7 protein-coding genes are annotated in these 21,034 nt (G+C 74.9%); all 7 read right to left on the bottom strand.

The genetic code is table 11. From position 1 onward, the window contains the following. Positions 1-123: 123 nt before the first annotated feature. Positions 124-927, bottom strand: a complete 804-nt coding sequence (locus ACFHW0_RS17115; RefSeq protein ID WP_416608782.1) for an SGNH/GDSL hydrolase family protein — start codon at positions 925-927, stop codon at positions 124-126. Between the two features lie 237 nt (positions 928-1,164). Further along, positions 1,165-2,343: a class I SAM-dependent methyltransferase gene (locus tag ACFHW0_RS17110; RefSeq protein WP_416608781.1), complete on the bottom strand. Its 1,179-nt coding sequence runs from the start codon at positions 2,341-2,343 to the stop codon at positions 1,165-1,167. A 36-nt stretch (positions 2,344-2,379) separates the two neighbouring features. Continuing rightward, entirely contained in the window at positions 2,380-3,186 is an 807-nt protein-coding gene (locus ACFHW0_RS17105) for a thioesterase II family protein (RefSeq protein WP_416608779.1), read from the bottom strand. Between the two features lie 26 nt (positions 3,187-3,212). Then, positions 3,213-4,148: a TauD/TfdA family dioxygenase gene (locus ACFHW0_RS17100; RefSeq protein WP_416608777.1), complete on the bottom strand. Its 936-nt coding sequence runs from the start codon at positions 4,146-4,148 to the stop codon at positions 3,213-3,215. Between the two features lie 56 nt (positions 4,149-4,204). Continuing rightward, positions 4,205-5,605 carry an MFS transporter gene (locus tag ACFHW0_RS17095; RefSeq protein WP_416608775.1) on the bottom strand — a complete coding sequence of 467 codons (1,401 nt, stop codon included), beginning with the start codon at positions 5,603-5,605 and terminating at the stop codon, positions 4,205-4,207. Continuing rightward, entirely contained in the window at positions 5,602-6,585 is a 984-nt protein-coding gene (locus ACFHW0_RS17090) for an ornithine carbamoyltransferase (RefSeq protein ID WP_416608773.1), read from the bottom strand. The genes ACFHW0_RS17095 and ACFHW0_RS17090 overlap by 4 nt, the downstream gene beginning before the upstream one ends. After that, entirely contained in the window at positions 6,585-21,017 is a 14,433-nt protein-coding gene (locus tag ACFHW0_RS17085; RefSeq protein WP_416608771.1) for an amino acid adenylation domain-containing protein, read from the bottom strand. Before ACFHW0_RS17085 ends, ACFHW0_RS17090 begins: the two co-directional genes overlap by 1 nt. Positions 21,018-21,034 lie beyond the last annotated feature (17 nt).

Genomic DNA, 21,034 nt, shown 5'->3' with positions numbered 1-21,034 from the left:
ACGACGGATGGTCGGACGGGGCACGGCCGCCGCGCGGGCGACCGTGCCCCGTCCTTCCGCCCTGGGCGCTCCCGGCCCCGAGGGGGGCGGGACCGGGACCGCCCGGACGCCAGAGGCCGCCGGTCAGCCCGCGACGGAGCGGAAGACCGGGTAGTAGCCGCCGGACTGGCCGGCCGCGGTCGGGTGGTAGGAGACGCCGAGGTTGGCGTAGTTGAGGGCGTGCAGCCACTTCTCGCCGTAGCTGCACAGCTGGTGCCCGACGAACTGCGACCGCACGTCGGCGAACTTGAAGCCGGCGGCGACGGCGGCGGTGCGGGTGATGTCGTCCACCAGGTTGATGCCCTCGTTGATCTTCGCCCGCGAGGTGGCGCTCAGGCCGACGCAGACGGTGCCGAGCTGGTAGAAGACCGGGTACCCGACGACCACCACCCGGGCCGAGGGCGCCCGGGTCTTGATGCCGTTGTAGACGTTGCGCAGCAGGCCGGGCAGCTGGGCGCGGGCCTTGTCCTGAGCGGCCTGCACGGCGGCCACGCACTGCGTGGTGCCCTGGAGCACGCAGGTGGACATGATGCTGGCGAAGCCGACGTCGTTGCCGCCGACCGTGACGCTGACCAGGGTGGTGGTGGAGCTGAGCGCCGACAGCTGCGTGTTGATCAGGCTGGTGGTGGTGGCGCCGGAGCAGGCGACCGAGCGGTACGACGCGGGCTTGATGTTGGCGGCGTACAGGGCCGGGTAGGCGTTGGTGCTGCGCTGGCAGGAACCGCTCTCGCTGGTGTAGCTGCCGGCGCCCACTCCCGAGGCGTACGAGTCGCCGAGCGCCACGTAGCGGTCGGCGGGCGCGGCCTGGGCGGGCGCGGCCAGGGTGAGGCTGACGCCGAGAGCCGTGGCCAGGCTCAGGGCGAGGGAAACGAGACGGGTTCTCCGCACGTCGCACTCCGGGGGTAGAGGAATCGAGTGCGAGATTGATATCACCGGATATTCGCGGACGAAAGATCTTGCCGGAACTTTTAGGGGTGCCGGCAAGGACCTACCGGGTTCCCGTACCGGTTCGTGCGCCGGCAGGGGTCGCGCGCACCCGTACCGGGGCCCCGACCGCACGGTGACCGCGAGGCGCGGCCCGGCGGACGCGGCCCCGGTCGGGGCGTACGCGGACGGAACGGAACGTCAGCGGGACGACCCGGACGCCCCCGTGGCCGTCGCCACGAACATCGTCTGCACCTGCTCGGCGGCGTCGAGCCCGGGCACGGCGTGCGCCTGCACGTCGACAAAACCGGCCCGGCCCAGCGCGGCCCGCCAGCCCGCCACATCCAGCAGCGGGGACGCCGGCACCCGCGGCTCGTCCTCCGCGTGCCGCCACCATCCCTCGGCCAGGCCGAAGGTCAGCGTGTTGTAGTCGAGGCGGCTGGTCATCTCGTTGACCACCAGGATGCCGCCCGGCTTGAGCAGCGCGTGGCAGTGCCGCAGCGCGGCGGAGATCCGCAGGGTGGCGTGCAGGACGTTGCTGGCCAGGACGACGTCCATCGAACCGGGTTCGAAGCCCTGGTCCTCGGGTGCGCCCTCCACGTTGTAGCGGGCGAAGTCGACGTGGGGCCGGCCGACGCCGAAGCGCTGCCGCCCCAGCCGCAGGAACGCGGGACCCACGTCGGTGTAGAAGTACCGCAGCCGCTCCGGCCGGTCCGCCAGGGCGTCCAGCACCGGCCCGGTGGTGCCGCCGGTTCCGGCCCCCACCTCCATGACGTGGGCGAAGGACCGGGGATAGCGCCGGAGGAACTGCCGGACGTGCTCCCGTACCTTTGCGGCGCAGAGCCGGTTGTAGAAGTCCAGCTGGACGTTGTCCCGGTAGATCGCGGAGACCAGGTCGGCCGAGCCGCCCGGGAAGAGCACCTCGTTCGCCGGCCGGTCGCCGCGTACCACCTCGACCAGTTGCTTCTGGCAGGCGGCCAGCAGCGGCACGTATCCGGCGGCCTCCGGGTGCTCCCCGCGCAGCGCCGCCGCCGACGCGTCGACCGCGTCGTCCTCGGCGAACCCGGCCGCCTCGGCGACCCGTTCGGTGACGGCGAGCCCGTCGCCGTGCCGACGCAGCAGGTCGGAGCGTTCCAGCAGGTCGAGCAGGGCGTCGCCGAGCCGCTGGTACCCGGGAGCCACCGCGAGCCGGGCCAGGATCGCCTCCCGGCCGGCGGTGGCACCGGGGGCGGGCAGGACGCCGGTGGCCGCCAACCGGGCCGCCAGCACCCGTCGCCCGAAGTCCGTCACCGCCTCGAAGGAGGTACGGAAGCGCGCATGGCGTTCCTGGTCCACGTCCACGAGCGGCTGCGGCGTCGCCTCGACGTCCGGTGCGGTCACGATGTGCCCTCCACGGTGCGGATCCGGCGGTGCCGGTCAGGTCAGGTGCGCGGCCACGGATGCCGCGGCACGGGGTGCGCCCGGCCGGCCGCCGAGCTGCGCGGTCAGGTCCGCGAGCAGCTCCGCCCGTGCCGGTACGAGATAGAAGTGGTCGCCGGGGAACGCCCGCAGCCGGAAGCCACCGGTGGTCAGCTCCGCCCAGGCGGAGACCGACCCCCGGTCGCAGGCCGGGTCCCCCGTGCCGAGGTACGCCGTGATCGGCGCGGACACCGTCCGCGGCGGACACGGCAGGTAGCCGTGGATCAGCCGCAGGTCGGCCCGGAGCGCCGGCACGACCAGCTCCCGCAGCTTCCGCGAACGGAAGACCACCGGATCCACCTCGCCGAGCGCGGCGATCCGGGCGAGGAACTCCTCGTCGTCGAGGTGGTCGGGGTGCTGGTCGATGCGGGTGACGTGCGGTGCCCCGTGCCCCGAGACGAACAGGTTGGTCGGCACGACGCCGAGCCGCTCCTCCAGCCGGACGGCCACCTCGTAGGCGACCGAGGCGCCCATGCTGTGGCCGAACAGGGCGAGGGGGCGGTCCAGGTACGGGGCGAGCGATTCGGTGACCCGGTCGGCGAGCAGATCCATCCGGTCGACGCACGGCTCGGCGAGCCGGTCCTGCCGACCCGGGTACCGGACGGCGAGCAGGTCGACGGAGTCCGGCAGCGAACCCGCCCAGGTCTGGAAGAAACCGGCCGAGCCGCCGGCGTGCGGCAGGCACACCAACCGCAGCCCCGCGTGCGCGCCGCCCCGGAACACCCGCAGCCAGGGGTCACCGCCGGCCTGGCGGGGCAGGGACATCTGGGGCATCTCCTCGGTCGCGCCGGTCAGTCCGACATCGCCACCAGCACCCGGCGGTCCCCCGTGTACGGGCGCCGGCCGTGCGCGGTCAGCACGTTGTCGATCAGCAGCAGGTCGCCGACCCGCCAGTCCACGTCGACCGCGGCCTCCAGGCCCCGGTCGCGGATCTGGGTGACGTACTCGTCGGGGATCGGGGAGCCGTCGGCGAACGTCACCGACTGGGGCAGCTCGTCCGGGCCCATCACCTGGGTCATCACCCTGGCGATGTCGTCGTCCAGGCCGGCCGGGTGCCACTGGTCCGCCTGGTTGAACCACACCTCGGCCCTGGTGACCGGGTGCCGCAGCGTGGCCGGCCGGAGCTGGATCACCCGCAGCCCGTCGGCGGTCCACTCCCAGGTGGCGCCGGCGTCGGCGAGGAACTCCTCGACCTCGTCGCGGCTGTCGGTCTCGAACGTCTCCCGCCAGCTCTTGCCCAGCCCCAACCCGTCGTGCAGGTTCTGCTGGTAGCGCAGGCCGCCGGCGAAGTCCGCGCGCAGCTGCGGGTCGAGCGAGTCGAGCCACAGCGCGGCGTCGACGACCGGGGTGGCGCCACCGGTCTCGGCGGCGATCTGGCAGAAGAAGAGCAGCCGGGCCGGCCACCGGGCGGCGTACGACAGCTCGTTGTGCATCGAGATCGTGTAGCGGGCCGGGTACTCGGTGGACGTGTAGACGTTGCGGCCCACCTTCGTGCGCGGCGAGTTGCCGTGCACGTACGCCAGTCGCCTCGGCAGCAGCAGGTCCATCACCGGGTCCAGGGTCTCCGGTCGAACGCCGAAGCCACGGAAGACGAGCGCCTTCTCCGCGGTGAGCACCGCCGCCAGGTCCAGCTCGCGCAGGTGGCCGACCAGACCCTCGGCGCTCGGCGCGCAGCCGGCGCTCTCCGGGGTGATCTCCAACGGTTTCCAGCTCGCGTGCTCGTTCATTCCGGGGCTCCTCACCGTCCCAAGCCGTGCGATCCCTCCCAGGCTCTGCCGCTCCGCTATATTCCGTCCATATCGCCGCGATCCCGGGCCGCGCGGCCCGCCCGACCGCCGCCCCGCCCCACCATTGGCCGAGACCCGGGTGACCCGGCGTCCGCCGGCTCCGGCCCGGCCCGCTCGGCCTCCGCCCGCTCCCGCTCGGCGGCCTCGGCCCGCTCCGCCTCGGCCCGGGCCCGACCGCCGAAGCCGAGCACCGCGAGCACCGCGATCACCCCCATCGCCCCGCCCACGATCAGCATGGCCGTGGTGATGTCCGTCGAGTCGAGCAGGAAGCCCGCGAACAGCGCCCCCAGGGAGTTGGCCCCCGAGCTGAGCAGCATGACGATCGAGCCGGCCCGCCCGCGCAGGTGGTCGGGCGCGGACTGGAGCACGTACAGCATCCCGGCCACGTTGCTGATGCCGGCGCCATAGTGGATCAGCGCGAAGATCGCGCCGAGGACGACCAGGTGCGGGGCCAGCCCGATGAGCGGCATCAGCACCGCCCAGGCGATGTTGACCCCCATGATGATCCGCCGGATCCCCCAGCGGCTCAGATAGAAGTTGCTGGTCATCGCGCCGGCCATGCCGAGCACGCTGTTCACCCCCAGCAGCATGCCGACCGTGAATGGCGAGCCGCCCCGGGCCTTCACGATCACCACGAGGCCCAGCCCCAGCACCTGGAACAGGATGTTGCTCGCCGCGAAGAGACCCAGGGCACGGCGCAGGTAGAGCTGGCCCCAGACGAAGACGAAGCCCTCCCGCATCCGGGCCAGCAGCCCGCCGGGCTCGTCCGCCCGCGCCTTCGGCGCCTGTAGCTCCCGCCGGACGAACAGCAGGGTCACCAGCGAGACCAGGTGCATCAGCACGGCGAAGCCGAACGGCGCCCAGCGGGTCAGCGCGTACAACAGGGTGCCGGCCGGCTGGCCGAGGATGCTGGCCGCGTTGGCCCGCGACTCGTTGGCCGCCGTCGCGGCGCCGTACCGGTCGGCCGGGACGACGTTGAACACGGCGGCGCGCTCGGCCAGGGCGTAGCAGATGCCCAGGCTGGCCTCCACGAACGCGACCGCCATCAGGTGCGGCAGCCACACCGAGTCGCGGGCGACCGCGACCGCGACGCTGCCGATCGCGACGATCCGCCCCACGTTGCAGAGGACCATCGTGCGGCGCCGGTCCCAGCGGTCGACCAGCGCGCCGGCCGGCAACTGGGTGACCAGGTTGGGCAGGAGCGCGGCGAAGGTGACCAGGCTGGCCGCCGTGGCCGATCCGGTCGACCAGAAGACCAGCAGGGTGTAGCTGATCGAGGTGGCCCGGGAGCCCAGCGCGGAGACCCCGGAGCCGACCCAGAGCAGCAGGAAGTCACGATTGCCGGTCAGGCGGCCCGGCTGCCGGGACGTGGCCGCCGGGTGCCCGACCGCGCTCACGACGCGAACCCGGCGGGGGCGGCCCGGCACCAGTCGAGCACGGCCATCGCGCTGTAGAGCTTGTTCTCCGCCTGCTGGAAGGCGATGCTGGCCGGCCCGTCCAGGACCTCGGCGGTCACCTCCTCCCCCCGGTGCGCCGGCAGGTCGTGCATGAGGACCGCGTGCGGGCTGCGCCGCCACAGCTCCCGGTCCACCTGGAACGGGGCGAAACGCATCCGCCAGTCCGGGTCGGGCTTGCTGGTGCCGGTGGTCTGCCAGCGGGTGGTGTAGATGGCGTCCAGGTCACCCGGCAGGTCGTCCATGTGGTGCCGTTCGACGAGGTGGGCTCCGCAGCGCTCCGCCTGCGCCCGCGCGACCGCCGCGATCTCCGCCGGCAGCCCGTACCCCGCCGGGGTGCGCAGCTCCAGCTCGACGCCGGGGAAGCGGGTCAGCGCCAGGGCCAGTGCGGTCGCGGTGTTGTTCGCCTCGCCCAGGTAGAGCAGCCGCAGGTGTTCGATCCGGCCGAAGCGCCGCAGCAGGGTGGTCAGGTCGGCCAGCGCCTGCGTCGGGTGCTCCTCGGCGCTCATCGCGTTGATCACGGCCATCCGGCGCTGTCGCGACCAGTCGCGCATCTCCCCCGGGTCGGCGGCGGTCCGCGCCACCAGCACGTCGAGCATGCCCGACAGCACCCGGCCGGTGTCCTCGCTGGACTCCCCGGTGTTGACCTGGAGGTCGTTCGGCCCGTACTGGATGGTCTTCGCGCCGAGCCGCAGCGCGGCCACGGTGAACGCGGTCCGCGTCCGGGTCGACGTCTTCACGAAGTAGGTGCCGACCACCCGGTCGGCCAGCGGGCTGGCGGATTCGCCGGCGGCGAACCTCGCCCCCCGCGCCACGATCGAGAAGAGGTCGTCGTCGGTCAGGTCGCGGATCGACACCAGGTGCCGCACCTGCCGGGTCGGTGGGTCGGTGACCGTTGCGGAGATGCTCGGTACGGTCGTCATCACATTTCCTCCGTCAGTGCGATGTCGGACGCCAGCCGCGACACGACCTCGTGGCCCTGGTCGCCGTTGGTCAGCAGCACCAGCCCGGACCCGTCGGGCACCCGGCCGGCGGTGAGCGCCTGGTAGCCGGGGATGCGGCCCCGGTGGGTGAACTCGACGCGTGCTCCGGCGGCCCCCTCGATGCGGTCCACCATGCACCCGAGCCCGAAGACGCCGCCCGGTCCGGTGGTCAGTTGCGTCACCGCCAGTTCCCGACTCAGCAGGGCCGGGCCGCCCCGGTGCGCGATGTGGATCTCCCTGACGAGCTGGGCCAGGTCGGTCGCGGTGCTCCAGAGGCCGGCGGCCGCGAGGTCGGTACGCACCTGCCAGCCGCCCGGGAGCGGCTCGCCCCGGTCGTCGTGCCCGACGGCCACCGGCCGGCCGGACGTCTCCGGGAAGCTCTGGTCGAAGCTGCTGCCGGTCATCCCCGCCGGTCCGAAGACCAGCTCGGCCATCAGGTCGGCGAAGGGCGTCGCGGCGACGTCCTCCATGAGCTGCTGCACCACCACGAAGTGGCTGTTGCGCTCCACCGCGACCGGGTCGGGCGCGTCGAGCGCCCGGACCGGGCCGGTGGGCACGCCCCGGCCGCGCAGCACGTCCGACAGGGTCGGCACGGGCCCGCCACGCGGGTGTCCGGTGCTGCCGGTCGGGGTCAGCCCGGCGACGTGGCTCAGCAGTTGCCGCAGACTCACCGGCCGGTCGGCGGGCAGCTGCCAGCTCTTCAGGTACGCGTTGACGTCCGTGTCGAGCTGGAGCTGCCCCCGCCCGACGAGGACCAGCGCGCCCACCGCGGTGACCCACTTGCTGACCGAGCCGACCTGGAAGATGGTCGCCGGGGTCACCGGGGCGCCGCCGGCCGTGCGGTGCCCGGCGGCGCGGGCCTCCACCAGCTCACCGTCCACGAGCAGGGCCACCGAGGCGCCGGGCACCCGGTGGGCGGCGAGCAGCGGCTCGACGGCCGGCAGCACCGCGGCGGTCCGCGCCGCGCCGGAGCGTACCGCCGCATCCGCCGGATCGGCGGACGCCGCCGCCCCGGTCGGGGCGAGCGAGGCGGCCAGCTCGGCCAGGGTCCGGTCGAGCATCGCCGCCCGCAGCGTCAGCGGGACACCGGCCTGCCGGGCCGCCGTGACCACCGGTACGACCAGCAGCGAGTGCCCGCCCAGGGCGAAGAAGCGGTCGTGCCGGCCGACCCGGTCGACCTCCAGGACCCGGGCCCAGATGTCGGCGATCAGCTGCTCCAGCCCCGGGCGGGGCGGGGTGTGCCCGGCCGCCCCGGCCAGGTCCACCGGGGGCAGCGCCCGGCGGTCGACCTTGCCGTTGGCGTTGAGCGGGATGGCCGGCACCGGGACGAAGACGCTCGGCACCAGTTGGCCCGGCAGCCACCGGGCACAGTGCGCGGCCAGGTCCGGCGCGTCGCCCACGTGGTAGGCCACCAGGCGGGGACCGCCGGCGCCCGTCGACTCGACGGTCACCACCGCGTCCCGCACGCCCGGGTGCGCGACCAGCACCGCCCTGACCTCTCCGGGCTCCACCCGGTGGCCACGGATCTTCACCTGGTCGTCGACCCGGCCGAGCAGGTCCAGCTGCCCGTCGGGCAGCCAGCGGCCCAGATCGCCGGTCCGGTACAGCCGCCCGCCGTCCGCGCCGAACGGGTCGGGCACGAACCGGTCGGCGGTCAGGGCCGGCCGGCCGGCGTAGCCCCGGGCGAGACCGGGGCCGCCGAGGTGGACGTGGCCGACCACGCCCACCGGCACCGGTTGCAGGTCGGCGTCGAGGACGTAGGTCCGCATCCCGCCCAGCGGCCGGCCGATCGGCGCGACGCCGACCGGCAGCGGACCGGTGACCGGGTACCGGCTGACGGCCACGGTCGCCTCCGTCGGCCCGTACTCGTTGAGCAGCACGCTGCCCGGCGCGAGCGCGTGCCAGCGGTCGCAGACCTGCCGGGTCAGCGCCTCGCCCCCCACCACCAGCAGCGGGGTCAGGGCGGCGGCCCGGTCCGCGTCGAGCTGGCGGGTCAGCAGGTCGAGGTGGCCGGGGGTCAGCTTGACGAAGCTGAACGGGCCGGCGTCGGCCAGTCTCGGGCCCAACTCGTCCAGGCCGGCGTCGGGCGGCAGCAGCCACAGCCGCTGCCCGCTGACCAGCGGCGCCCAGATGCTGGTCACCACCATGTCGTACGCGACCGACGAGAAGAGCGCGGCGCCGCCGGTGCGGTCCCCGACGAGTTCCTCGGCCGCCCAGCCGAGATAGTTGGCGAGGCCGCGGTGGCTGATCTGCACCCCGTTCGGCCGGCCGGTCGAGCCGGAGGTGAAGATGACGTACGCGAGGTGGTCCGGGTCGGGCCGGCCGGCCGGCGGGCCGGCGGGCAGCGCGGCGATCCGCTCGGCGTCGCGGTCGAGCAGCACCAGCTCGACTCCGGTGAGCCGGTCGGCGTGGCCGGTCGAGGTCACCACCACCGTCGCCCCGGCGTCGGCGAGCATCGCGGCGACCCGCTCGGCCGGGTGACCCGGGTCGATCGGCAGGTACGCGCCGCCGGCCCGCCAGACCCCGAGCAGGGCGGCGACGAGGTCGGCGCCCCGGTCCAGCAGCACCCCCACGACCCGCTCCGGGCCGATCCCCACCCCGCGCAGGTGGTGGCCGATCCGGTTGGCCGCCGCGTCCAGCCCGGCGTAGGTCGTACCGTCGACGGCCTCCGCGTCGGGGGTCGCCGCGGCCCGCGCCGCGACCCGGTCCGGGACGAGGTCGACGCAGCCCGGCGCGGCCGAGGAGTTCCAGCCCACCAGCACGTCGTGCCGCTCCCCGGCGGGCAGGTACGCCGCCCGGGGGTCGCCGTCGGGGTCGGCCACCATGGCCTCCAGCACCAGCCGGTACATGCCGGCGAGCCGCGCGGCGTCGGCCCGGCCCATGGCGTGGCTGTCGGTGCTCAGTTCGAGCCGGCCGGCGCCCGCGGCGACGGCGAGCGCGAACTCCGAGGTGCTCGCGCCGATCCGCTCCACGGGCGCGGTGCGCCCGCCGTCCACCTCGGTGAAGTCGAGGTAGCTGAAGTAGACGTCGGTGAGGCGGGCGCCGCGGCCGGGGGTGCGGATGGCCGGCGCCGGGTAACGGCGGTGCGGCCACAGGTCGGCCTCGCGGGCGTGCACCCGCTGGACCAGTTCCCGCCAGCTGGTCGACTGCCGGTCGTGCGGGAACGGCAGGGTGTTCAGCGACATGGCGTAGACCCGCTCGCTGCCCACCACGTCGGGCCGGGTGTTGCAGACCAGCCCGCTGTAGAAGGCCGGCTCGTCGGTGAGCTGGCTGAGCACCTTCAGGTGCGCGGCGTGCAGCACCGCCTTGAGCGACACCCGGGCCGCCGAGGCCAGGGCCCGCAGCCGCGGCTCCAGGTCCGCGTAGGACACCACCTCGGTGTACGGCTCCCGGGTGGCCGGCGCCGGCGGCGCCCACGCGGCGGGCAGCAGGAACCTCGGGTGCCGCTGGACCACGTCCTGCCAGTACCGCTGGTCGGTCTCCGAGGCCAGGGCGCGCAGCTCACCGGCGACGAAGTCGGCGAAGCGCACCCCGGGCGGGGCGGCGACGTCGGGCTCCGCGCCCGCCCGTCGCGCGCGGTACCGGTCCAGGATCTCCATCACCAGGGCGTGCAGGCTCCAGCCCTCGATGACCACGTGGCAGATGGTGAGCACCAGCCGCCAGCTCCGGTCGGTCTCCGGGCACACGGTGAAGCGCAGCAGCGGCGCCCGCTCGACGTCGAACAGCTCCTGGTACTCCTCGCCGACGAGCCGGCGCACCAGGGCCGTCCGGTCCGCCTCGGCCAGCCCGCGCAGGTCGCGGGTGCGGACCGGGACCTCCACCGTGCGGTGCACCAACTGCATGGGCACCGAGTAGTTCCCGGTGTCCACCGAGGTACGCAGCACGTCGTGCCGGGCCACCACCTCGTCGACGGCACCCCGCAGGGTCGCCAGGTCGAACGGCTCGTCGTCGGGGATCAGGAACGAGACCACGTTGTGGTAGTGGTTCTGGCCGTTGTCCGCCAGCATCTCCAGCAGCATCCCCAGCTGCACCCGCGACAGCGGGTACGCGTCGTCCAGCCCGGTTGGCAGCAGCGGCAGGTCGGCGGGGGCGACCAGCTCGAAGGGCTCGACGGGGCGTACGGTCGGCTCCGGCGCGTCCCGGCTCGCCAGCACCTCGCAGAGCGCCCGGACACTCGGGTGCCGGAAGATGTCCGCGACCGTCACGTCCAGCCCGTCCGCGCGCATCGTGCCGGCCAGCACCAGCGCCGTGATGGAGTGCCCGCCGAGGTCGAAGAAGCCGTCGGTGACGCCGACCACCGGCAGGCCCAGCACGTCGGCCCAGACGGCGGCCACCCGCTCCTCCAACTGCCCCGCCGGCGCGACGAGGTCCCGGCCCGCCAGCGTCGCGCCGCCCGTCGGTGCGGGCAGCGCCCGCCGGTCCAGCTTGCCGCTGTTGTTGCGCGGCAGCTCGTCGAGCAGCACGAACGCCGACGGGACCATGTACTCCGGCAGGGCGCGCGCCAGCGAGGCGCGCAGCGAGGCGACCTCCGGCGCGGGCCCGTCGCCCGCCACCAGGTACGCGGTCAGCCGGGGGTCGGCCGGGTCGTCCGCCCGGAGCACGACGACCGCCTCCGCGACACCGGGCAGCCCGGTCAGCGCCGCCTCGATCTCGCCCGGCTCGATCCGGTAGCCCCGGAGCTTCACCTGGTCGTCGAGGCGGCCGAGGAACTCCACGCTGCCGTCGGGCAGCCGGGTGGCCAGGTCGCCGGTGCGGTACATCCGGCTGCCGGGCGGGCCGTACGGGTCGGGCAGGAAGCGTCGGGCGGTCAGCTCGGGCTGGCCGAGGTAGCCGCGGGCCACCCCGTGCCCGGCCAGGTACACCTCGCCGGGCACCCCGATGGGCGCCGGGTGGCCGTACTGGTCGAGCACGTACATCCGCACCCCGGACAGGGGCCGGCCGATCCGGCTGCCCACCCCGGGCGCGAGGTCGGCGCGGGTGACGCGGTGGTAGGTGGAGTAGACGGTGGTCTCGGTGATCCCGTACATGTTGACCAGCGCCACCCGGGCCAGCCCGAGACGCGCCGCCCACGGCGCGAGGTCGGCGAAGTCGAGCTTCTCCCCCGCGACCACCACCGCGCGCAGCGACAGGTCCCGGATGCCGGGGGCGTCCTCGGCGGCGAGCCGGACGAGCCCGCGCAACGCCGTCGGGGTCTGCGCCAGCATGGTGACCCGCTGCGTCACCAGCAGGTCCAGCAGGTCCTGCGGCACCCGGGCCACCTCGCGGGGCACCAGCACCAGCCGGCTACCGTGCAGCAGCGCCCCCCACAGCTCCCAGACGGAGACGTCGAAGGCGTACGAGTGGAACAGCGCCCACACGTCGGTCTCGTCCACCGCGTAGTGCTCCTGCGCGGCGTCGAGCAGGCGCAGCACGTTGGCGTCGCTCACGCAGACGCCCTTGGGCCGGCCGGTCGAGCCGGAGGTGTAGATGACGTAGAGCAGGTCGTCCGGGTCGCGGGCGACGCCCGGGTCGGTCTCCGGCTGCCCGGCCAGGTCGCCGGCGTCCAGCAGCACCCGCCGCCCGTCGAAGCCGGCGAGCGGCGCCGCCTGCGCGGAGGTGGTGACGACGGTCCGCGCCCCGGCGTCGGCCAGCATGTAGCCGATCCGCTCGGCGGGCTGGGCCGGGTCCAGCGGCAGGTACGCCGCCCCCGCCTTGAGCACGCCGAGCAGCGCGGGCACCAGGTCCGCGTCCCGGTCGAGGCAGACCCCGACGACGGTCTCCCGGCCGGCGCCGGCCGCGCGCAGGTGGTGCGCCAGCCGGTTGGCGGCGGCGTCGACCTGGGCGTACGTCAGCTCGACGGCGCCGGCCACCACCGCCACGGCCTGCGGATCGCGGGCCAGCTGGGCCTGGAACAGCTCTACCACGGTGCCGGTGACCGGCTCGTCCGCGCCGGTGTCGGTGACGCCGAGCAGCCGGTCGCGCTCGCCCCCGGGCACGCAGACCGCCTGGCAGTCGCCGTCGGGGTCGGCGACCATCGCCTCCAGCACCGCCCGGTACATGCCGGCGATCCGGTCCAGGTTGGCCCGGCTGACCAGCCCCGCCCGCGCGGACAGCGCGTAGCGGCCCCGCTGGGCGAAGCAGGAGAGGTCGAACTCGGTGGCGCCCTCGCCGGCGTTGCCCGTGACCACCGGGCCGGAGCCGTCGCCGCCCTGCGTCGCGCGGGTGAAGTCCTGGTAGTTGAACAGGACGTGCAGCAGCCGGTGACCGGCCTCGCGCTGCATCTCGGCCAGCGGGAACCGCCGGTGCGGCCACAGCGCGACCTCCCGGTCGAACACCTCGGCGACGAGGTCCCGCCAGCTGCGGGCGGACCGGTCGTACGGGAACGGCACCGTGTTGAGGTACATGCCCTGCACCCGGTCGGCGCCGAGCACCTCGGGCCGGGCGTCGCAGACGAGGCCGGCGTGGAAGCCCGGCTCGCCGGTGAGCTGGCTGAGCACCTTCAGGTGCGCGGCGTGCAGCACCGCCTTCACCGACACGTCGGTGTCGCGGGCCAGGGCGCGCAGCGCCTCGTCCAGGTCGGTGAAGTCGACCGCGGCGTCGACCGTGGCGTCCGGCGCGTCCGGCGCGCCCCAGCCGGTGGGCAGGGTGAACGGGGCGCGCCCGTCCCACACGGACCGCCAGTGCTCCCGGTCGGCGGTCGACTCCAGCGCGGCGAGCTCGGCGGCGATGAAGTCGGCGTAGCGCACGGGCGGCACGTCGGCCGAGGCCGGGGGGCGGCCGTCGACCAGCTCGGCGTAGGCGTCGAGCACCTCGGTGACCAGCCGCGCGCTGCTCCAGCCCTCGGTGACGACGTGGCTGATGGTGAAGGTGAACCACCAGCTCTCGTCGCTGTCCGGGTGCGCCGTGACGCGCAGCAGCGGCGCGGTGGAGACGTCGAACGGGCGGGCCCGCTCGACGGCGACGAACTCCGCGAAGAGCGCGGCGTGCCGCTCGGCCGGGACGTGCCGGCCGTCCTCGACGCGCACGTCCGGTTCGGCGTGGGCGTGCACGAGCTGCATCGGCACCGAGTAGCCGACCAGGTCGAACGACGTGCGCAGGATCTCGTGCCGGGCGACCACGGCGCGGACCGCGCCGCGCAGCGCCTCGGTGTCGAACGGCCGCCCGTCGCGGACCTGGTGGGCCAGGACGCTGTGGTAGACCGCGCGGTCGCCGCTGACGGCCGACTCCACCAGCATGCCGAGCTGGGTGCGCGACGCCGGGTAGGCGTCGACCAGGCCGCCGGGCAGCCGGGCCCGGTCGGCGGCGTCGATCAGCGCGTACGGCGCGACCGGGCGGAACTCGTCGGTGCCGGCGTCGCCCAGCGCGGCGGCCAGCCGGCGTACGGTGCGGTGCGCGAAGACGTCCCGCACGCTGGTGCGGTGCCCGGCGGCGCGCAGCGTGCCGACCAGGGTGACCGCGAGCATCGAGTCGCCGCCGAGGTCGAAGAAGCTGTCGGTGACGCCGACGCGGGCCGCGCCGAGCACCCGCGCCCAGATCCCGGCGATCTCCGCCTCCACGTCGCCGGCCGGTGCCTGGTAGTCCCCGGTGGCGTACGAGCCGGCGTCGGGGGCCGGCAGCTGGCGCCGGTCGACCTTGCCGTTCGGGTCCTTGGGGATGGCGTCGACGGTGACGTAGGCGGCCGGGACCATCGCCTCGGGCAGCGCGGCGAGCAGCCGCTCCCGCAGCCGGGCCGGGGCCGGCGCGTCGCCGGTGGCGGGCAGCACGTACCCGACGAGGGTGCGGCGGCCGTCGTGCTCGCGGACGGCGGCGAGGGCGTCGGCGACGCCGGGGCAGGCCCGCAGGGCCGTCTCGATCTCCCCCAGCTCGATCCGTACGCCGTGCAGCTTGACCTGCGAGTCGAGCCGGCCCAGGAAGTCCACGGTGCCGTCCGGCCGCCACGCCGCCGCGTCGCCGGTGCGGTAGAGCCGCGACCCGGGCGGGCCGTACGGGTCGGGCACGAACCTCTCGCCGGTCGGCCCCGGCCGGCCCAGGTAGCCCCGGGCCAGCCCCGTCCCGCCGACACAGAGCTCGCCGGGCACGCCGACCGGCACCGGGTCGAGCCGCTCGTCGAGGACGTACAGCCGCAGGTTCGGGTGGGGCGTGCCGAGCGGCACCCGGGACGACCCGGCCAGGGCGTCGGCGGTGCACCGCCAGCTGCTCACGTCGACGGTCGCCTCGGCCGGCCCGTACGTGTTGTGCAGCTCGCAGCCGGGCAGCGCGGCCAGGAACGCCCGCGCCACGTCGACGGCGATCTCCTCGCCGCCGACGGCCACCGACCGCAGCGACCGGCACCCGGCCAGCCCCTCGGCGAGCAGCGCCGGGAGCATCGACGGCACGAAGTGGACGGTGGTGACGCCCTCGCGGGCCATCAGCTCGCACAGGTACGCGGGGTCGCGGTGCCCGCCGGGGCGGGCCACCACGATCCGGGCGCCCGCCGACAGGGCCGCGTAGACCTCTCCCGGCGAGACGTCGAAGCCGATCTCGGTCTTCTGGAGCACGACGGCGTCGGAGTCCAGTCGGTATACCTGCGCGCCGACGTGCGCGGTGCGGTTGACCAGGGCACGGTGCGACAGCAGCGAGCCCTTGGGGCGGCCGGTGGAGCCCGAGGTGTAGATGACGACGCTGCCGTTGTCGGGACCGGTGAGCGGCTCCGGGTCGGACGGCGGCTGGTCGGCCCCGGCGTCCGGGTCGTCCAGCAGCACCACCGTGGCCTCGACCGGCGGCAGCTGCGCCCGCAGCTCGGCGGTGGTGAGCAGCACCGGGACCGCCGCGTCGGCGAGCATGAACGCCAACCGCTCCGCCGGGTACGACGGATCCAACGGCAGGTACACCCCGCCGGCCTTGTGCACCGCCAGCATCGCCACGACCTGCTCGACCGACCGGTGCGCACACACCCCGACCAGGACCTCCGGCCCCACCCCCAGCTCACGCAGGTGGTGCGCCAGCCGGTTCGCCCGGCCGTTGAGCTGCCCGTACGAGAACGACACGCCCTCGGCCGTGATCGCCACCGCGTCCGGCCGCCGCGCCGCCTGCGCCTCGAACGCCGCCGGCAGGTACCCGCCGACCTCGACGGCGCGGCCCGGGGTGAACCGGTCGATCTCCGTCCGCTCTGCGGCCGGCAGGCGCGGCGTCGCCGCGTCCCCGTCCGGGTCGGCCACCATCGCCGCCAGCACCTCGCGGAACATCGCCCCGATCCGCACCAGGGCGGCCGGGTCGGCGGTCCGGCTGTCGCTGACCAGGCGGACGGTGCCGCCGCCCGCCCCGACCGACAGGCCGAACTCGGTGGCCCCGGGTCCGCCGACCTCGACGAGGTCGGTGCCGGCGGCGGACGCCCCGGCCGCCCCGGTGCCGTCCTGCCGGGTCTCGACGTAGCCGAAGACGACGTCGATCGGGCGGGACCCGGCGTCGGCCATCCGCGCCACGGCCGGCAGCGGGTACCGCCGGTGCGGCCACAGCTCCACCTCGCGGTCGAAGACCGACCGCACCAGCTCCCGCCACGTCCCGGCCGTCCGGGCGTGCGGAAACGGCAGCACGTTGATGTACATCCCGTGCACCCGCTCCGCGCCCCGCACCTCCGGCCGCGCGTCGCACACCAGGCCCGTGTAGAAGGCGGACCCGCTGGTGAGCTGGCTCATCACCTTCAGGTGCGCGGCGTGCAGCACCGCCTTGACCGAGGTGCCGGTGTCGCTGGCGAGGCGTCGGACCGCCGCGTCCAGGTCGTCGACGTCCACCGTGTACCGGCAGACCGCCGCCGCGCCGGAGCGGTCGCCGAACGCGTCCGGGAGGGTCAGCTTCGGCCGGCCGGTCACCACCGCCCGCCAGTGCTCGGCGGTCTCCGTCGAGCGCAGCGCCGCCAACTCACCGGCGACGTGGTCGGCGTACCGGACGGCGGGGGGCTCGACCGGCGTCGGCGCCTCGCCGCGGCTGCGCCGGGCGTACTCGCCGAGCAGCTCCGCGAGCAGGGCGTTGAGGTCCCAGCCGCCGGTGACGAGGTGGCTCACCGCGAGGGTCAGCCACCAGGCCCCGGCGTCGTCGGCGTGCGCGGCGACCCGCAGCAGCGGCGCGTCCGACTCCAGGTCGAAGGGGGTACGCCGCTCGGCGGCCAGGTGCGCGGAGTGGCCGGCGGCCGGGTGCACGGCGACCGGCACGGCGGCGCTGGCGCGCACCAGTTGCATCGGCACCGAATAGCCGGTCAGGTCGACCGAGGTACGCAGCGTCTCGTGCCGGGCGACCAGCGCGTCGACCGTCGCCTGGAGCGCGTCGGCGTCGCACGGCCACCCGTCGTCGACCCGGATCGACTGCACGATGTGGTAGAGCGGCCTGTCGGGGTCCTTCTGGATCTCCACGGCCATGCCGACCTGGGCCTGCGTCGCCGGGTACGCGTCGACCAGCCCGCCGGGCAGCCTGGCCCGGTCGGCGGCGCCGATCAGCGCGTACGGCTCGACGGGGCGAAAGGCCCCCTCCTTGGCGGTGTCGGCCTCGGCGAGGGCCGTGACCAGGCGGCGGATCGTGCGGTGCGCGAAGATGTCCCGCACGGTGACGTCGTGGCCGGCCGCGCGCAGCGACCCGACCAGGGTCACCGCCGTCATCGAGTCGCCGCCCAGGTCGAAGAAGCTCTCGGTGACGCTGACCCGGTCGAGGTCGAGCACCCACGACCAGACGCCGGCCATCGCCGACTCCACCGGGCCGTTGGGCCGCTCGTAGCGGCCCCGGGCGTAGGACCGCGCGTCCGGTGCCGGCAGTTGCCGCCGGTCGACCTTGCCGTGCGGGTCCACCGGCACGGCGTCGATGGCGACGTAGGCGGCCGGGACCATCGCCTCCGGCAGCTCCGCCAGCAGCCGCTCGCGCAGCTCACCGGGGGTGGGCGCGGATCCGCCGTCGACGACGAGGTAGCCGACGAGGGTGCGCCGGCCGTCCTGCTCGCGGACCGCGGCGACCGCGTCGGTCACCCCGGGGCAGGCCCGCAGGGCCGTCTCGATCTCGCCCAGCTCGATGCGTACGCCGTGCAGCTTGACCTGCGAGTCGATGCGGCCCAGGAAGTCGACGGTCCCGTCGGGCCGCCACGCCGCCGCGTCCCCGGTACGGTACAGCCGCGACCCGGGCGGGCCGTACGGGTCCGGCACGAAGCGCTGCGCGGTGGTGCCCGGCGCCCCGAGGTAGCCCCGGGCCAGCCCGAGTCCGCCGACGCACAACTCGCCGCGCACCCCGACCGGCACCGGTTGCAGGTGCTCGTCGAGCACCCGGACGGTGAGGTTGGTGAACGGGGTGCCGAGCGGCACCCGGGACAGCCCGCGCAGGGCGTCGGCGGTGCAGAGCCAGCTGGTGACGTCGACGGTGGTCTCGGCCGGGCCGTACGTGTTGTGCAGCTCGCAGCCGGGCAGCGCGGCCAGGAACGCCCGCGCCACGTCGACGGCGATCTCCTCGCCGCCCACCGCCACCGACCGCAGCGACCGGCACGCGCCGATCCCCTCGGCCAGCAGCGCCGACAGCATGCTCGGCACCAGCTCGACGGCGGTGACGCCCTCGCGGACGATCAGCTCCCGCAGGTACGCCGGGTCCCGGTGCCCGCCGGGGCGGGCCACCACGATCCGGGCGCCCGCCGACAGGGCCGCGTAGACCTCGGCCGGGGAGACGTCGAAGCCGATCTCGGTCTTCTGGAGCAGCACCGCCTTCTCGTCGAGGCGGTTGATCCGCCGGCCGGCGTACGCGGAGCGGTTGACCATCCCCCGGTGCGGCACGAGGACGCCCTTGGGCTGGCCGGTCGAGCCGGAGGTGTAGATGACGTAGCAGCCGCTGTCGGCATGGGTGCGCGGCTCGGGATCGGTGGCCGGCTGGCCCGCCCAGGCGTCCGGGTCGTCCAGCAGGACGGTGACCGCCTCGGCCGCCGGGAGCTGGCCACGCAGCCCGGCGGTGGTGAGCAGCACCGGGGCCGCCGCGTCGGCGAGCATGAACGCCAACCGCTCCGCCGGGTACGACGGATCCAACGGCAGGTACACCCCGCCGGCCTTGTGCACCGCCAGCATCGCCACGACCTGCTCGACCGACCGGTGCGCACACACCCCGACCAGGACCTCCGGCCCCACGCCCAACTGGCGCAGGTGGTGCGCCAACCGGTTCGCCCGGCCGTTCAGGTCCCGGTAGCTCACGCGGGTGCCGTCGCAGGTGAGCGCCACCGCGTCCGGCCGCCGCGCCGCCTGCGCCTCGAACGCCGCCGGGGCGTACCCGCCGACCTCGACGGTGCCGCCGGACGACCAGCCCGCGATCTCGTCGCGCTCCGCGGCCGGCAGCCGGACGGCGACCGCGTCGCCCTCGGGGTCGGCCACCATCGCCGTCAGCACCTGGCGGAACATCGCCCCCACCCGGGCCAGCGCGGCGGGACCGAAGACGTGGCTGTCGCCGACCAGGTCGAGGAAGCCGCCGGCGGCGGTCACCTGGAGGGCGAACTCGGTGCCGCCCTCCCCGGCGATGGCCTCGAAGTCGACGGACTCGTCGGCGACGGCACCCGCGCGGCGGAACTCGGTGTAGTCGAAGACGACGTCGATCGGGCGGGACCCCGCACCGGCCATCCGCTGCACCGCCGGCAACGGGTACCGCCGGTGCGGCCACAGCTCCACCTCCCGGTCGAAGACCGACCGCACCAGCTCCCGCCACGTCCCCGCCGTCCGGGCGTGCGCGAACGGCAGCACGTTGATGTACATCCCGTGCACCCGCTCCGCGCCCCGCACCTCCGGGCGCGCGTCGCACACCAGGCCCGTGTAGAACCGTCCCTGGTCGGTGAGCTGGCTCATCACCTTCAGGTGCGCGGCGTGCAGCACCGACTTGGGCGACACGTCGAGGGTCGACGCGAGCGCGCGCAGCTTCGGCTCCAGGTCCTGGTAGCTGACCCGGGTACGCAGGCTCTCCCGTGGGCCGTCGGTGCGGCCCCAGCCGTCCGGCATGGTGAAGCCGGCGTAGGTGCCGACGACGCCCCGCCAGTACGCCTCGTCCTCGCCGCCCTTCAGCGCCGCCAGTTCGGCGGCGACGAAGTCGGCGTACCGGACGGCGGTGGGCTCCGGCGACTCGGGCACCATGCCGGCGCTGCGTCGCTCGTAGCAGCCGATCAGCTCGACCAGGAGGGTGTTCAGGTCCCAGCCGCCGGTGACCAGGTGGCTGACGGCGACGGTGAGCCACCAGCCCCGCTCGTCGGTGCGGTGCGCGGCGACCCGCAGCAGCGGCGCCGGCTGGTCCAGCTCGAAGGGGCGCGCCCGCTCAGTGTCCACGTACGCCCGCAGCCGGGCCTCGACGTCCCCGCCGGTCAGCTCCGTCACCCGCACGTCGACAGGCGCCTCGGCGTGCACGAGCTGCATCGGCACCGAATAGCTCGTGAGGTCGAACGAGGTACGCAGGGTCTCGTGCCGGCCGACCACGTCCCGCACCGCCGCCCGCAGCGCGTCGGCTGAGAACGGTCGTCCACTGTGCACCCGGAAGCAGCGGACGATGTGGTACAGCGACTTGCCCGGGTCCTTCTGGATCTCCACCGCCATGCCGACCTGCGCCTGCACGGCCGGGTAGGCGTCCACGAGGCCGGCGGGCAGGGCGCCCCGGTCGGCGGCGGTCAGCAGGGAGAAGGGCGCGACAGCCTGGAAGGCCGGCGCCGCCGGGGCGGCGTCCTTGGCGCCGAGGTGCCCGGCCAGGGCGGCGACCGTGCGGTGCACGAAGACGTCCCGGACGGCCACCCCGAAGCCGGCCGCGCGCAGTGCGCCGACCAGGGCGACCGCGCGCAGCGAGTCGCCGCCGAGGTCGAAGAAGCTGTCCTGGGTGCTGACCTGTTCGAGGTTGAGCACCTGGCCCCAGATGCCGGCCAGCCGCTCCTCCAGCTCGGTGGCCGGGGCGACGTGCGCCCGCTCGACGGGCACCGCGGCGTCCCAGAGTGCGGCCCGGTCGACCTTGCCGTTGGCGTTGAGCGGGATCGCCTCCACGGCGACGAACTCGGCCGGGATCATGTACTCCGGCAGGTGTTCCGCGCACCGCTGCCGCACCCGGTCGAGCAGACCGGGGGTCGCCGGCAGGGTCGGCCGGTAGAAGGCCACCAGGCGGGCGTCGCCCTCGACGGCCGAGCCCGAGACCAGGGCGACCGCGTCGCCGACGCCGTCGGTGCCCCCGACGACCGACTCGATCTCGCCGAGTTCGATCCGGTAACCCCGGATCTTCACCTGATGGTCGATCCGGCCGACGAACTCCACCGCCCCGTCGGGCAGCCAACGCACCAGGTCCCCGGTCCGATACATCCGCGCACCCGCCGCACCGAACGGGTCCGGGACGAAGCGCTCCGCCGTCAGCGCCGGCTGACCCGCGTAGCCACGGGCCACACCCACACCACCGACATACAGCT

The sequence above is a fragment of the Micromonospora sp. LOL_025 genome (assembly GCF_048060285.1).
Lineage (GTDB): Bacteria > Actinomycetota > Actinomycetes > Mycobacteriales > Micromonosporaceae > Micromonospora.
Note: the sequence above shows the minus strand (reverse complement) of the source record. Positions and strands in the feature narration are given on the sequence as shown.

Coding starts and splice junctions, on each gene's coding strand:
- ACFHW0_RS17100 (WP_416608777.1), bottom strand. CDS start 4,148: ATGAACGAGCACGCGAGCTGGAAACCGTTGGAGATCACCCCGGAGAGC.
- ACFHW0_RS17090 (WP_416608773.1), bottom strand. CDS start 6,585: ATGACGACCGTACCGAGCATCTCCGCAACGGTCACCGACCCACCGACC.
- ACFHW0_RS17105 (WP_416608779.1), bottom strand. CDS start 3,186: ATGTCCCTGCCCCGCCAGGCCGGCGGTGACCCCTGGCTGCGGGTGTTC.